16 protein-coding genes and 1 riboswitch are annotated in these 13,812 nt (G+C 73.8%); of the genes, 5 read left to right on the top strand and 11 right to left on the bottom strand.

From position 1 onward, the window contains the following. Nucleotides 1–64: 64 nt before the first annotated feature. Genes amaP through ACZ3IG_RS28470 form a run of 5 tightly spaced genes read right to left on the bottom strand, consistent with a single transcriptional unit; the run spans nt 65 to nt 2,375 of the window. On the bottom strand, nt 65–652 hold the full coding sequence (gene amaP / locus ACZ3IG_RS28450; protein ID WP_467435607.1) for an alkaline shock response membrane anchor protein AmaP: 588 nt from the start codon (nt 650–652) through the stop codon (nt 65–67). Next, nucleotides 649–1,290 carry a DUF6286 domain-containing protein gene (locus tag ACZ3IG_RS28455; protein ID WP_467435608.1) on the bottom strand — a complete coding sequence of 214 codons (642 nt, stop codon included), beginning with the start codon at nt 1,288–1,290 and terminating at the stop codon, nt 649–651. Before ACZ3IG_RS28455 ends, amaP begins: the two co-directional genes overlap by 4 nt. Then, nucleotides 1,287–1,670, bottom strand: coding sequence for an Asp23/Gls24 family envelope stress response protein (locus tag ACZ3IG_RS28460; protein ID WP_467435610.1), 384 nt, complete (start codon nt 1,668–1,670; stop codon nt 1,287–1,289). Before ACZ3IG_RS28460 ends, ACZ3IG_RS28455 begins: the two co-directional genes overlap by 4 nt. Beyond that, on the bottom strand, nt 1,667–1,852 hold the full coding sequence (locus tag ACZ3IG_RS28465) for a hypothetical protein (RefSeq protein WP_467435611.1): 186 nt from the start codon (nt 1,850–1,852) through the stop codon (nt 1,667–1,669). Before ACZ3IG_RS28465 ends, ACZ3IG_RS28460 begins: the two co-directional genes overlap by 4 nt. A gap of 37 nt (nt 1,853–1,889) precedes the next feature. Continuing rightward, nucleotides 1,890–2,375: an Asp23/Gls24 family envelope stress response protein gene (locus ACZ3IG_RS28470; protein WP_467435612.1), complete on the bottom strand. Its 486-nt coding sequence runs from the start codon at nt 2,373–2,375 to the stop codon at nt 1,890–1,892. Nucleotides 2,376–2,463: 88 nt separating this feature from the next. Here ACZ3IG_RS28470 and ACZ3IG_RS28475 point away from each other — a divergent pair, with 88 nt between their 5' ends. Next, a complete protein-coding gene (locus ACZ3IG_RS28475; protein ID WP_467435614.1) occupies nt 2,464–3,189 on the top strand; it encodes a nucleopolyhedrovirus P10 family protein in 726 nt (241 codons plus the stop codon). 98 nt (nt 3,190–3,287) lie between these two features. On the opposite strand, the gene ACZ3IG_RS28480 is transcribed toward ACZ3IG_RS28475, so the two are convergent. From ACZ3IG_RS28480 to abc-f, 3 genes are all read right to left on the bottom strand, one after another. After that, entirely contained in the window at nt 3,288–4,079 is a 792-nt protein-coding gene (locus ACZ3IG_RS28480) for an enoyl-CoA hydratase/isomerase family protein (protein ID WP_467435615.1), read from the bottom strand. A 147-nt stretch (nt 4,080–4,226) separates the two neighbouring features. Next, a complete protein-coding gene (locus ACZ3IG_RS28485) occupies nt 4,227–4,448 on the bottom strand; it encodes a helix-turn-helix domain-containing protein (protein WP_003976983.1) in 222 nt (73 codons plus the stop codon). Nucleotides 4,449–4,819: 371 nt separating this feature from the next. Beyond that, nucleotides 4,820–6,418: a ribosomal protection-like ABC-F family protein gene (gene abc-f, locus ACZ3IG_RS28490; protein ID WP_467435617.1), complete on the bottom strand. Its 1,599-nt coding sequence runs from the start codon at nt 6,416–6,418 to the stop codon at nt 4,820–4,822. Between the two features lie 177 nt (nt 6,419–6,595). Here abc-f and ACZ3IG_RS28495 point away from each other — a divergent pair, with 177 nt between their 5' ends. Next, complete coding sequence (locus ACZ3IG_RS28495) at nt 6,596–6,991, top strand: VOC family protein (protein ID WP_467435618.1); 396 nt, start codon at nt 6,596–6,598, stop codon at nt 6,989–6,991. A gap of 16 nt (nt 6,992–7,007) precedes the next feature. Here ACZ3IG_RS28495 and ACZ3IG_RS28500 read toward each other — a convergent pair whose 3' ends face one another. From ACZ3IG_RS28500 to ACZ3IG_RS28510, 3 genes are all read right to left on the bottom strand, one after another. After that, nucleotides 7,008–8,429 carry a hypothetical protein gene (locus ACZ3IG_RS28500; protein WP_467435619.1) on the bottom strand — a complete coding sequence of 474 codons (1,422 nt, stop codon included), beginning with the start codon at nt 8,427–8,429 and terminating at the stop codon, nt 7,008–7,010. A 207-nt stretch (nt 8,430–8,636) separates the two neighbouring features. After that, nucleotides 8,637–9,755: an alpha/beta hydrolase gene (locus ACZ3IG_RS28505; protein WP_467435620.1), complete on the bottom strand. Its 1,119-nt coding sequence runs from the start codon at nt 9,753–9,755 to the stop codon at nt 8,637–8,639. 261 nt (nt 9,756–10,016) lie between these two features. Continuing rightward, nucleotides 10,017–10,691 carry a class II aldolase/adducin family protein gene (locus ACZ3IG_RS28510; protein WP_467435746.1) on the bottom strand — a complete coding sequence of 225 codons (675 nt, stop codon included), beginning with the start codon at nt 10,689–10,691 and terminating at the stop codon, nt 10,017–10,019. 253 nt (nt 10,692–10,944) lie between these two features. Here ACZ3IG_RS28510 and ACZ3IG_RS28515 point away from each other — a divergent pair, with 253 nt between their 5' ends. The 3 genes from ACZ3IG_RS28515 (at nt 10,945) to ACZ3IG_RS28525 (ending at nt 13,408) form a co-directional block, all read left to right on the top strand. Continuing rightward, entirely contained in the window at nt 10,945–11,703 is a 759-nt protein-coding gene (locus ACZ3IG_RS28515; RefSeq protein WP_467435621.1) for a lysozyme, read from the top strand. A gap of 132 nt (nt 11,704–11,835) precedes the next feature. Beyond that, entirely contained in the window at nt 11,836–13,149 is a 1,314-nt protein-coding gene (locus tag ACZ3IG_RS28520; protein WP_467435622.1) for an inorganic phosphate transporter, read from the top strand. Nucleotides 13,150–13,186: 37 nt separating this feature from the next. Then, a complete protein-coding gene (locus ACZ3IG_RS28525) occupies nt 13,187–13,408 on the top strand; it encodes a hypothetical protein (protein ID WP_462707172.1) in 222 nt (73 codons plus the stop codon). A 220-nt stretch (nt 13,409–13,628) separates the two neighbouring features. Next, nucleotides 13,629–13,768: riboswitch (cobalamin riboswitch) on the top strand. Nucleotides 13,769–13,812: the final 44 nt, after the last annotated feature.

Genomic DNA, 13,812 nt, shown 5'->3' on the forward strand with positions numbered 1-13,812 from the left:
GGGGCCGGCTGCGCCGAGCCGTTCGCGCCGGCCGATCCGGCTGGGCCGGCGCGGCCGGTCCGGCTCAGCTGACCCGTTCCGCCCGGTGGCCGGCGCCCTTGAGGCGGACCTCCGTCGGGAGGGTGCCGAGGCCGGCCGAGGCGCGGGCGCGGGCGAGCGCGCCGGTGGTGAGGGCGTCGAGGGCGGTGCCGGGGTCGACGTGCGGTGCGAGGCGGAGCCGTACCCGGGCGCGCGGTGCGCCGCGGCGCCCGGTGAGCCGTACGTCGGCCCGGTCGACGCCGTCCACCCGGCCGGCCTCCGCGGCGAACGCGTCCTCCAGCGCCCGGCCGCGCAGCACGGCGCCCTCGCCGTCGCCGGTGTCGACGAAGACCTCGGCGAGCCGGCGCCGGCGCACCACCGCGACCAGCCACCACAGGGCGAGCAGCAGCAGGACCGCGAGCGCGGCGATGACCACCGGCCACCACCAGCCGGCCTCCCGCCACCTGGTCCGCTCGGCGTCGCTGAGCAGCACGTCGTGACGTCCGTCGTGGATCCACCAGGAGGGCGCCGGTGCCCCGAGTCCGACGGCGAGCACCGAGCCGCCGAGGGCCAGCAGGACGAGGGCGGCGAGCGCGAGCAGCACCCGGTTCACGGTTCTGAGCACGGTGGTCACCCCTTCCGTCCGGGCCGCCGCACCTTCACCGACAGGCGGGGCTGCCGGGCCAGGCCCAGCCCCCGCACCGTGTCGCCGAGCGCGGTGTCCAGATCGGCGCGTACGTCGTCCAGTTCACGGAAGTGCGACATCGCGCGCACCTTGACCTTGGACCGGCGGGTGCGGACCTTCGCCGACTGCACTCCGGCGACCTCCACGGCCCGGTCGCGCAGCACCGTCGCGGCGGCGTCCCGGTGCAGTCCGGCGCGGACGTCGGGGTGGGTGCGGCGCATCGGCAGGACGGACCGCAGGCCGGGGGTGAGGGCCAGCAGGAGCAGCCAGAGGCCGAGGGCGGCGGCGATCCCCGCGCCGACCAGGACCCAGGTGTCGTCCAGGGGCCGCTTCGCGAGCTGCCGGGCCAGTTCGCGGCGCCAGCTCATGCCGGGCCGGCCGGCGCGCACGGCGACGACGTCGTACAGGAAGAGACCGGCGAGGGCGAGGAGCAGCAGGGCGACGAGGCCGGCGGGCAGGCGCCGCGCGGACCAGAACCGGTGGGCCCGGCCGGTGCCGCCCGGCGGCGGTTGCGGCCGCGGGCCGGGCTCCTTCTCCAGGACCGGCGGCCGGGCGGTGCTGCCCTGGGGCTCAGCGGATTCGCTCATCGCGTCCTTCCCTCGGCCGCGCCGTACTCCGCCGCCGGGTGCAGCCGTTCCACCCGCACGGTGACCTCCGGCACCCTCATGCCCGTCAGCGTGCTCACCCGCTCGGCGACCCGGTGCCGTACCCGGCCGCAGCGGGCTCCGACGTCACAGGGGTAGTCGAGTTCGAGGTGGACGCGGACCCGGGCGGCACCGTGGCGCACCACGACGCTCGCGTGCGGGCGCGCGGCGTCCGGCGGCAGCTCGCCCACCGCTTCGCGCGCCGCCTGGGCGGCCACCTTGGCGACGACCCGGTCGGTGATCCGCGTGGCGCCGCGCTCGCCGGGCGGTACGGCGCCCCGTGCCGCGCGCGGTTCAGCGGCGGCGCCGCTCACGCCGGTCACCGCCGGCGGTCGTCACGGCCGCGGAAGAAGTCGCCCAGTTCCAGATCGCCCTCCAGGAACCGGCCGACGACGAAGCCGACGGCGCCCAGGGCCGCCACCAGCAGGAAGGCGCCGAACCCGCCGAAGTATCCGGCGAAACCCAGCGCCATGCCGGCGATCATTCCGACCACGGCCATGCTCATGGTGCGCTCTCCTCAGTCCGGGACGGTGCGGGCCGGGTCACTGGATCCGCGGCTCCGGCTGCTCCTCGTCCGCTTCGTCCGGCAGTTTCACGTCGCTGACCGCGATGTTGACCTCGACGACCTCCAGGCCGGTCATCCGCTCCACCGCCGCGACGACGTTCTCCCGCACGTCGCGGGCGACGTCGGCGATCGACACGCCGTACTCGACGACGATCTCCAGATCGAGCGCGGTCTGCTTCTCGCCGACCTCGGCCTTCACGCCGCGCGTCACGCCCGACTTGGAGCCGCCGGGCACCCGGTCCCGTACGGCGCCGAAGGTGCGTGACATGCCGCTGCCCATGGCGTGCACACCCGCCACGTCGCGGGCCGCCATGCCGGTGATCTTCTCCACCACGCCGTCGGCGATGATGGTCCGGCCGCGGCTGCCGGGGTCCCCGCCGCCGCGCCTGACCGACTGTCCCTTGCCCAGTGACTCGGCCCCGATGTCCTGTCCGGGCCGGTTGCGCTCCGTGGTCTCACTCATCGCCGTACGTCCCTTCCGGTCGTCGTCCTGTGACCCACGTTAAGCGTGGTTGCGCGCTCGCGCGCCAGGGATGCGGCAGGCTGGAGGAATGACGACGGCCGACCGGTGGGCACGGACAGTTCGGGAGCAGTTGGGGCTGGGCAGGTTCCTGCCCCTGGGCACCGCGGCGGACGGGTCCTGGATCGCCGAACGGGCGGCGCGCGAGGTGCTGCTGACCGCGGTGGCCGGCCTGCCGGGCGTGCGCCTGGACCGGCTGCGCCTCGCGCTCGCCGACCCCGACGCCGCGCCCGGGCCCGCCGTACCGGCGCCGCCGAGCGCCCTGCCGCCGGGGCCGCTGCGGATGACGGCCGACCTGGCGGCGACCGCGGCCGATCCCCTGCCGGTCACGGCCGACCGGGTCCGCGCCACCCTGGCCCAGGCGGCGTCGCTCCGGCTCGGCCTGACGGTCGGCGAGGTGGACCTGCGGGTGACCGCGCTGCTCGACACGGACCCGGGACCGGAACCGGAGCGGCCGGCGGCTCCGCCGGAACGGCAGCCGGAGGCGGGGGCCGGACCGGACGGCGACGAGGACCGGGCGGGCCGGGCCGCGCTGGCGGTGGCGGGCGTGACCCGGCTGACCGGCGTGCTCGGCCGTCCCGTCCACTTCTCCGCGCCGGAACAGGACGCGGTGCTGCCGCGGCGGCACGTGCGGGTGGAGTGCGCGGTGGGTGCGGAGCACCGCGCGGTGGAGGTGGCCCGGCGCGTCCGCGCCGCGGTGGCGGACGCGTTGGCCGACCGGCCGTCCGTGGCGGTGCTGGTGACCGCCGTCGACTGACGCGGGGCCCGGTTGTCGGGTGCGGGTGCGTCGTGGCCGGCCGCGCGGTTCCTTGCGCCCCTGAGGGACGTCCGCCGCACGCGCCCTGCGAAGACCCCTTACTCGCCGAGGCCGGCCAGGTCCCGTAGGCGGCGGGACTGGGCGGCGCGTTCGGCGGCGCGCTGGGTTTTCAGGTCCCGGGACAGGGCGCCCTGGAGCAGGGCCTTGGTCTCGATCACCGCGTCGCGCGGCGCGGCCAGGACGGCCGACGTCAGGTCGCTCACGGCGTCCGCCAGCTGGTCCGCGGGCACGGCGAGGCTGGCCAGCCCGCTGCGCACGGCCTCCTCGGCCAGGACGAACCGTCCGGTCACGCAGATCTCCAGGGCGCGCGCGTACCCGACCAGGCCGACGAGCGGATGGGTGCCCGTCAGGTCGGGGACGAGACCGAGCGAGGTCTCGCGCATGGCGAACTGCACGTCGTCCGCGACCACTCGCAGGTCACAGGCGAGGGCGAGCTGGAAACCCGCCCCGATGGCATGCCCCTGCACGGCGGCGACGGACAGGATGTCGCTGCGCCGCCACCAGGTGAACGCCTCCTGGTACTCGGCGATGGCCGCGTCCAGCTCGGCGTCGCTGCCGCGCGCGAGGTCCAGGAACGACGGTTCGCCGTCGAAGCCCTCGGGCGTGAACGCCTGCCGGTCGAGCCCCGCCGAGAACGACTTGCCCTCGGCCCGCAGGACGACGACCCGCACGGAGCCCGGCAGCCGCCGCCCGGCCTCGGTGAGCGCCCGCCACAGAGCGGGGCTCTGCACGTTGCGCTTGGCCGGGTTGGTCAGCGTCACCGTGGCGATCGCGTCGTCGACGGTGAGCCGTACGCCGTCCTGGTCGAGTACGGGGTCCTGTGCAGCCATGAGGCGCCTCCGATGGGTGCGGTCGGCCTGTGTGCCGTACGGACACCCGTACAGCGCACTTAAGTGACTGCACAGTAACCACCCGGTCGGTCATATCTCCGACCGGGTGGCCACCATCGAAGAGCCGAGGGGCCGCCCGGGGGTGAATCAGGCCGACGTGGCCTTCTTGCCCCGGGTCGCCCCGCCACGCCCTCGCAGCGTGACGCCCGACTCACTGAGCATGCGGTGCACAAAGCCATACGAGCGGCCGGTCTCCTCGGCCAACGCCCGGATGCTCGCACCGGCGTCGTACTTCTTCTTCAGGTCTGCCGCGAGCTTGTCGCGCGCGGCGCCGGTCACCCGGCTGCCCTTCTTCAGAGTCTCGGCCACCCGTGCCTCCTCATGGGAAGTGCGCTCTGGTTCTCCTCATGATCACCCCTCCGGGCCCTGATGGCCACCCATTCGGCAAGGTCGATGAGACAAGGTTGTGACGACAGGAGCGCGTCCCCACAAGCGGAATCACGAATTCCAAGATCTCGCGTCCGTACACCCGAACGGGTTCCCTGGCGAAGTTGCTGGTCAGAAAGGTGAAACGGCCGAGCCCCCGGGGACGGGTGACTCGGCCGTGAAATCGATGTATGACACACCTCGGTACGAGGAGATCTCACACAGATGGTGGATCACGGATCGGCCGAATGATCCATACGTCGTGGATCATCCCTTCGATCACGCGAGGAAGACGGTCGGAGACAAGACGACGATCAGGCCAGGGCGACGAGATCCGCGTAGTCGGCGCCCCAGAGGTCCTCGACGCCGTCCGGCAGCAGGATGATCCGCTCCGGCTGGAGCGCCTCGACGGCGCCCTCGTCGTGGGTGACGAGGACGACGGCACCCTTGTAGGTGCGCAGCGCGCCGAGGATCTCCTCGCGGCTGGCCGGGTCGAGGTTGTTGGTGGGCTCGTCGAGCAGCAGCACGTTGGCCGAGGAGACCACCAGGGTGGCCAGGGCCAGACGGGTCTTCTCACCTCCGGAGAGGACTCCGGCCGGCTTGTCGACGTCGTCGCCGGAGAACAGGAACGAGCCGAGCACCTTGCGGACCTCGACCAGGTCCATGTCGGGCGCGGCGGAGCGCATGTTCTCCAGGACCGTGCGCTCGGGGTCGAGAGTCTCGTGCTCCTGCGCGTAGTAGCCGAGCTTGAGGCCGTGGCCCTCGATCACCTTGCCGGTGTCGGGCTTCTCGACCCCGCCCAGCAGGCGCAGCAGGGTCGTCTTGCCGGCGCCGTTGAGGCCGAGGATGACGACCCTGGAGCCCTTGTCGATGGCCAGGTCGACGTCGGTGAAGATCTCCAGGGAGCCGTACGACTTCGACAGGCCCTCGGCGGTCAGCGGGGTCTTGCCGCAGGGCGCGGGCTCGGGGAAGCGCAGCTTGGCGACCTTGTCGGACTGCCGGACCGCCTCCAGGCCGCTGAGCAGCTTGTCCGCGCGGCGGGCCATGTTCTGCGCGGCGACCGTCTTGGTGGCCTTGGCGCGCATCTTGTCGGCCTGGGAGTGCAGGGCGGCGGCCTTCTTCTCGGCGTTGGCGCGCTCGCGCTTGCGGCGCTTCTCGTCGGCCTCGCGCTGCTGCTGGTAGAGCTTCCAGCCCATGTTGTAGACGTCGATCTGGGAGCGGTTGGCGTCCAGGTAGAACACCTTGTTCACGACCGTCTCGACCAGGTCGACGTCGTGGGAGATCACGATGAAGCCGCCGCGGTAGGTCTTGAGGTAGTCGCGCAGCCAGACGATCGAGTCGGCGTCGAGGTGGTTGGTCGGCTCGTCGAGCAGGAGCGTGTCGGCGTCCGAGAAGAGGATGCGGGCCAGCTCGATACGGCGGCGCTGACCGCCGGAGAGGGTGTGCAGGGGCTGGCCGAGCACCCGGTCGGGCAGGTTGAGCGCGGCGGCGATGGTGGCGGCCTCGGCCTCGGCGGCGTACCCGCCCTTGGTGAGGAACTCCGTCTCCTGGCGCTCGTACTGCCGCAGGGCCTTCTCGCGGGTGGCGCCCTGGCCGTTGGCGATGCGCTGCTCGTTCTCCCGCATCTTGCGGATCAGGACGTCCAGGCCGCGGGCGGAGAGGATGCGGTCGCGGGCGAGCACGTCGAGGTCGCCGGTGCGCGGGTCCTGCGGGAGGTAGCCGACCTCGCCGGAGCGGGTGATGGTGCCGGCGGCGGGGATGCCCTCACCGGCCAGGCACTTGGTGAGGGTGGTCTTGCCGGCGCCGTTGCGGCCGACCAGGCCGATGCGGTCGCCCTTGGCGACGCGGAAGGTGGCGCTCTCGATGAGGACACGGGCACCGGCGCGCAGCTCGATACCTGAGGCGGAGATCACGGACAGACTCCAGGGCGGTGGGGAGGGTGGCGGGAGGGGCGGCTGAGGACGTGCCCGCCGTCTAATGCGCGAGGAGAATGGCCATGAGGCCAGTCTAACGGTGCCGTGCAACCACTTTTTCCTGCGTCTTCCCGCGTCGCGCACGGACCGGAGCGGCCCCGTGAGGGAGTGATCGGCATGGCGGGCGGAATCTTCCCGGCGCTGCTCTACGCGGACGCGAAGGCGGCGATCCGGCAGCTGAAGGAGGCGTTCGGCTTCACGGAGCTGGCGGTGTACGAGGGCGAGGACGGCAAGGTGGTCCACGCCGAGCTGGCGCTGGGCGGCGCGGCGCTGATGCTCGGCTCGAAGGGCACCGGCAGCCGGTTCGACAAGCTGATGGAGGGCTCCGGCCACACCGGGGTGTACGTGGTGGTGGACGACATCGACGCCCACCACCGGCGGGCCGTGGCGCACGGCGTGGAGATCCTGATGGAGCCGGCCGACCAGGACTACGGCTCGCGCGACTACATGGCCCGCGATCTGGAGGGCAACATCTGGAGCTTCGGCACGTACGCCCCGCGGATACCCGCCTGAGCGGCGGGGGCGCCGGTCAGCTTCCTCCCGTGTGGACCTGGAAGGCGGCCCGGCGCACGGCCTTGGCCAGCGCCGGGTCGGGGTGCGCGGCGGCCAGCGCCACCAGGACCTGCACGGTCCGGGGGTGTCCGACGGCCCGTACCTCGTCCAGCAGCATCGGGACGGTGGGCTGGATCGCGGACTCCAGGTGGCGTACGAGCATCGGGGCCTCGCCGTGGTCGGCGACGGCGGCGGCGGTGTCGACCCACAGCCAGGTGGCCTCCTGGCGGGTGAGCACCTCGTGCGCGTCCTCCGGGTCGGCGCCGTCGTGCTCGGCCAGCCACAGCAGGGCGTACGGCCGCAGGGTCGGCTCGTCGGCCACGGCCCGTACGTCGGGTTCGGCGGGGGCGCCGACCACGCGCAGCGCCTCGAAGGCCAGGCCGCGCAGCAGGGCGTCCTCGCCGCGGGCGGCCTTGAGGAGTTCGGTGACGGCGCTGCCGACGGGGCGGGCGGCGAGCCAGGCGCGGTACTCGGCGCGGGCCGCGTTGGGGCGGAGCTGGGCACAGCCGCGGAGCATGTCCTCGGCCGCCTGCTCGATGTTGCCGGCGGGGCTCTGCGCGGCGACGCAGATCTGCTCCAGCTTGACCCAGACCGCCCAGTTGCCGAGCGGGGTGAGGGTGGCCTGTCCGTCGCCGTAGGTGAGGGCGCCGACGGAGGCGAGGGCGCCGAGGGCCCAGTCCAGGAGCGGGTCGAGCGGGGTGTCGTCGTCCTCCGGCCGCTCCGGCTGCTCGGGCTGCTCGGGCAGGTCCGGCCGGGGGCCGTCGTAGGGGACCTCGCAGCGCTCGGTGCGCAGTTCGGTGACGCGCTGCTGGAGGAGGTCGAGGAGCTGGGCGACGGGTACCGGTCCGGCGGACAGCTGGAGGAAGGAGAGCACCTGGGGCATGGCCGAGACGACCTCGGCGACCGCGGCGGGCTCCTGGCCGGCGGGCTCGGGGTGGGCGAGCGACCAGGCGTCGAAGAGGGCGACCCAGCCGCGCAGTACGGCGCTGTCGTCGCGGTCCCAGGCGCGCAGCCGCCAGCCGGGGCGGGCGCTGCCGCCGTGCACCTCGACCAGTCCGGCGAGCCGGGCGATGTCCCAGTCGGCCTGCACCTGAGCTGAGGTCAGGCCCAGTTCCCGGCCGGCGAGTTCGGCGGAGGCGACGGAGAGGGTGGCCTTGCCGTCGGTGGTCCCGCACGCGCGGCCGGGACCGAGTGCGGTGTCGGCCCAGCGGGCGACGCGGGCCGCGTCGGCCAGGACGGAGCGGGCCATGCGGGCCAGCTCCGACCGTGCGGGGGTGCCCTCCGGAGGGCGCGGCGCGGTGCGGCGCGGTGGCCGCTGGTTCATCGCTCTGGGGGCGGCGGCCAGGGGTCGCGGGCGGACGAGTCGGAGCCTGGAGTCGCGCGGGATACGGGACGTCACGGGTGCAGTCTTCCGGTTGACGGTCCGAAAACCCAAACGGAACGGTTCGACGGGGCACGGACAAGTCCGGTGCGGGGGCCCGCGGCCCTGGAGACAGGAGGGGCCGCAGAGGCCGGTGGTCCCGTGACGGAAGAGGTCGGGAGGGGGCGGAAGGGAACGGAAAAGGCCGGAACAGGGCGCCGAACGAGCGAGAGAGCCGGGCGAGGGCTACATCAGTGGGGTCAGGAAGCGGCGCAGGGCCTCTTCGTACCGGTCGGGAGCGGCGTTCCACATCGCGCCGTGCGAGGCGTGCGGGATGGTGTGGAGGGCGACCAGGCGGGGATGGGCGTCGGCGAAGCGGCGGGAGAGCTGCCAGGGGGCGACGCTGTCGGCCGGGCCGTGGAAGACGAGGGCCGGGACGTCGAGGCGGTCGTGGCCGGCGGACCGCGCGGAGTCGAGTCCGGTGCGGCCCTGGGCGGCGCGGACGGCGAGCGGCAGCAGCGCGCCCGGGGTGCGTCCGGCCGCGGCGAGGGCGCGCAGGGTCGTCTGCCAGTCGAGGACCGGGGAGTCGAGGACCAGTCCGGAGATCCGGTCGCGGTGCGTGGAGCGCGCGGCGGTGTGCAGGGCCATGGTGGCGCCGGTGGACCAGCCGAGCAGGACGACCTCGCGGGCGCCGTGGCCGACGGCGTACCGGACGGCGGCGTCCAGGTCGTGCCACTCGGTCTCGCCGAAGTGGCGCAGGCCGCCCGGCGGGCGGGGAGCGCCGGCGTCGCCCCGGTAGGCGAGGGCCAGGAGCGGGAACTCCAGGCGGTTGAGGAGGCCCATGAGGTTCAGGGCGTGCTCCCGGGTGGTGCCCAGGCCGTGCACCGCGATGATCCAGGTGCCGCGGGCGCCCGGCAGGAACCAGGCGGGCAGCGCGCCGAGGTCGCCGGGGACCTCGACGTCGGTGTGGGCGAGGCCCAGGGCGGTGCCCGGGTCGCCGACGTACAGGTTGGGGGTGAGCCAGGCCTTGTCGCCGGGTTCCAGGGTGCCGTGCGTGACGCCTTCGAGGCGGCGGACGACGGTGTCGGCCGGGTGCTGGGCACCGGGCAGGACAGGGCCCACGACGGCGTGCGAGCCGTCGCCGGCCAGGCCGTACCGGCCGGGCCGCAGCGTGGCCAGGTGCCGGGTGAGGGTGATCTGTCCGGCGGCGGTGCCGTGCACCGTGAGCCGGGGCTCGGTGGGCAGGGGCCGGCCGGGCGTCGCCTTGAGGGCGGCGTCGCTGGCGAGGCGGCCGGCCGCGACGCTCGCGGCGCCGGCTGCCAGGGCCGCGGTGACGGCGGCGGTCGTTGCGGTGACGGTGCGCACAGCTCCCAGTTTCCCGGCGTGCTCCGCCGTAAGCCACCGGAAGGACGGCTGGGGGTGACGGACGGGTCACCCCTCGCCCCTCACCCGGCACCCCTCACCCGGCACCCGGCACCCGGCACCCGGCCGCACCGTCCCGGCCGTCACCCCGTCCCGCCACCCCGGCCGTCACCGCGGCCGTTACCGCGCCCCGTCGCCCCCCGGCCCGCCTCCCGGCCCACCGCTCCTCCCGGCCTACCGCTCCTCCCGGCCTCCCGGCTCGCCTCAGCTTCGCTGCCCGTAGCCGCGCAGCCGCTCCGCCACCTCCGCGACCTGCCCCTCCGTCAGCAGGGACGGGGTCAGACCGGGGACCGAGGCGGCGGTCAGCCACAGGCGGCACATCCAGTCGAGCTGGGCGGTGCGGTCGTAGGCCTGGTCGAGGGAGGAGCCGTACGTGATCGTCCCGTGGTTGCGGAGGAGGCAGCCGGTCCGGCCGTCGAGGGCGCGGAGCATGTTCTCGGCCAACTCGTCGGTGCCGTACGTCGCGTACGGGGCGACCCGGACGGGTCCGCCGAGGGCCGCGGCCATGTAGTGCACCAGCGGCAGCTCCGGTACGAGGGTGGAGACGGCCGTCGCGTGCACGGCGTGGGTGTGGACGACCGCGCGGGCGTCGGTGTGCCGGTAGACCGCGAGGTGCATGGGCAGTTCGCTGGTCGGGACGAGCGCGCCGAGCACCTGCCGCCCGTCCGGGTCCACGCCGGTGACGTCGTCCGGGGTGAGCCGGTCGTACGGCACGCCCGAGGGCGTGACCAGCACGGTGTCGCCGACCCGGACCGAGACGTTGCCGGAGGTGCCGACCACCAGTCCGTCGGCGACCGTGCGCCGGGCGGCGGCCACCAGCGCCTCCCAGGCGCGGGCCTCCTCCGGTCGTACACATCTCCCCCGCGGCTCCCGCACGATCCCGCCTCCTCCCGGGCGTCCCGTACGCCCCAGTGGTCCCGCCGCCGACCGGCGCTGCGGCGATCCTGCCAGGCGGGCCGGGAGGCCGGGGCACTGTAGGGCGGAAGCCGAGCCTCCGGGAGGGTGCATATCACGACAAACAGCCCCTGGCTTCCTCTTGGCCGGGGATCGGTGAGCGTTCGATGATCTTCGAGTACGCTCGGGCTGGTTTGTCATGCACGTTGCCATTTTCGGGGGATTTCCGGGGGGAATCATGGCCCGTGACCGCACCCGCCTCATACCGTCCCGCCGGGGCCGGCTGCTCGCGGCCTGCGCCGCCGCGCTCGCCCTCGGCGGGACCGCGCTCACCGATGCGTCCGCCTCGGCCGCGGCCGGCCGGCCGAAGGGGCACGACGTCTCGTCCCACCAGAAGACCGTCGACTTCGGCCGGGCCAGGGCGAAGGGCGCGACGTTCGCCTACGTCAAGGCCACCGAGTCGCACACCTACCGCAACCCCTACTTCGAGGAGCAGTACGACGGCGCGCGCCGGGCGGGCCTGATCCGCGGCGCCTACCACTTCGCGCTGCCGCACAGGTCCTCGGGCCGCACCCAGGCGGCGTACTTCGTGCGCCACGGCGGCGGCTGGCGCGCCGACGGCCGCACCCTGCCGCCCGCGCTGGACATCGAGTACAACCCGTACGACAAGACGAAGAAGTGCTACGGGCTGAGCAAGGCGCGGATGACGGCCTGGATCGACTCGTTCAGCGACGAGGTGAGGCGGCTCACGGGCCGCCGGCCGGTGATCTACACCACCACGCACTGGTGGAAGACGTGCACCGGGAACAGCCGCGCCTTCGCCGCGGACCACCCCCTGTGGATCGCCCGCTACGACGCCCCGAGCGCGGGTGAACTGCCGGCCGGCTGGGCGTCGTACACGTTCTGGCAGTACGACAACGCCGGTCCGCTCCCGGGCGACCAGAACGTGTTCAACGGGTCCCTCGCCCGGCTGAAGACGTTCGCCCAGGGGGGCTGAGGCCGGAGGGGGCAGGGGCAGGGGGCGGTGGCTCCGATTCCGGACACCACCACGCCCCTCCCAGTTCATCTTCCGTTCACCCTGGTTACCTACGTTCGTCCAGCCAATGACCTCGAACGATTGCCTGGGTAAATGGAAAGCTTCTCGCTGATCCTCGCGATTGTGGTGGTGACCGCACTCGCGTTTGATTTCACGAACGGTTTCCACGACACCGCGAACGCGATGGCGACGACCATTTCGACCGGTGCGCTCAAGCCCAAGATCGCGGTGGCCATGTCCGCCGTCCTGAATCTGGTGGGCGCCTTCCTCTCCGTGGAGGTCGCCAACACGATCTCCAAGGGTCTCGTCGACGAGACCGGCATCCGTCCCGAGGTCATCTTCGCCGCCCTGGTCGGCGCGATCCTCTGGAATCTGCTGACCTGGCTGGTCGGCCTGCCGTCCAGCTCCTCGCACGCCCTCATGGGCGGTCTGATCGGCGCCGCGATCGCCTCGGCGGGGGTCGGCGCGGTGCACGGCGACGTCCTCGTCACCAAGGTGCTGCTCCCGGCGATCGCCGCCCCCGTGGTGGCGGGCATCGCGGCACTGGTCGCCACCCGGCTGATGTACCGGCTGGGCCGCAAGGCCGACGGCAAGGCCGCCGACAAGGGGTACCGCGTCGGCCAGATCGCCTCGGCCGGGCTGGTCTCGCTGGCGCACGGCACCAACGACGCGCAGAAGACGATGGGCATCATCACCCTCGCCCTGGTGGCGGGCGGCGCCCTCACCCCGGACTCCGACCCGCCCCTGTGGGTCATCCTCTCCGCGGGCCTCGCCATCGCGCTCGGCACCTACCTCGGCGGCTGGCGGATCATCCGCACCATGGGCAAGGGCCTGACCGACCTCCAGCCGCAGCAGGGCTTCGCCGCCCAGACCAGCGCGGCGACGGTCATCCTGGCCTCCTCCCACCTGGGCTTCTCGCTCTCCACCACGCACTCCGTCTCCGGTTCGGTGATGGGCGCCGGCCTCGGCCGCAAGGGCGGTGTGGTGCGCTGGTCGACGGCGACGCGGATGTTCGTCGCCTGGGGGCTGACGCTGCCGGCCGCGGCCCTGGTCGCCGCGCTCGCCGAGTGGGTCTGCGGACTGGGCGACTGGGGCACGGCGCTCGTCGCGGTGCTGCTGGTCGCGGCCAGCTTCGCGATCTGGCGGATCTCGCGGCGCGAGGTCGTCGACCACACCAACGTCACCGGCGGGGACGACGCCCAGGAGCCGGCCGGTGTGGTGACCGCCGCGGTGGCCGCCGTGGCGCCGCCTCCGGTGGGCACCCCGGCCGACGGACCTCCGGCGACGGACGGGCTCCCGGTGGACGACGGACTTCCGGTGACCGGCGGGCTCTCGGCCACCATCCCGGCCCAGTCGTCCGAGGCCCCCGACGCCCCGGCCGCCCGTTCGGCCGCCACCCCCGTCTGAGCCGGTCCCGTCCGGACATCAGGAGAAGAGAAGCACGATGAAGATCGACTGGGCAGCCCTCGGCTCCGTCTTCGGGGTCGGCCTCGTGGCCACCGTCGCCCTGGTGACCCTGTTCACCCTCGGCATCGCCGGCCTGTCCCGCCAGGAGCGGGCCGCCGAGCGGGGCGGCTCCGCGGGCCTCGCGGTCACCGGCGCGTACGTGTGCTTCGCCGCGTGCGCGGCGGCGGTGGCGTACGGCATCTATCTGATCGTGGCCTGACGCCCCCCCTCCCAGCCTCCCCCCTTCCCCCTCGCCTCCCTTGTCGCCGCCCTGCCGGGTGCCCTACGGGTGCCTACGGCAGGGCGGCTTCGTGTCCGCACCCCGTCTCCGGGCGTCGGGGACATCGGGGACGGGCGGATCGAGGGCATCTCCAGCCCGAACGGTCCACGGTGTGGGCCTCAGCACACTCCCCCCGCGCAGGTCAACGGCAAGTTGACGGGCGTTCTCGGCCCGTGGTGGACTTCCGGGGCCATGTACGGCGGCAGGAGAGGAAGCCCGGTGCGAATCCGGCGCGGTCCCGCCACTGTGACCGGGGAGCACTCCCCGGGAGCCAGGAACTCTCACCGCCGGTCTCGTCGAACCAGGGCGTGGACACCCTGAGTGAGGACATAACGCGATGCTCG

It is taken from the genome of Streptomyces sp. NPDC016677 (genome assembly GCF_055562815.1).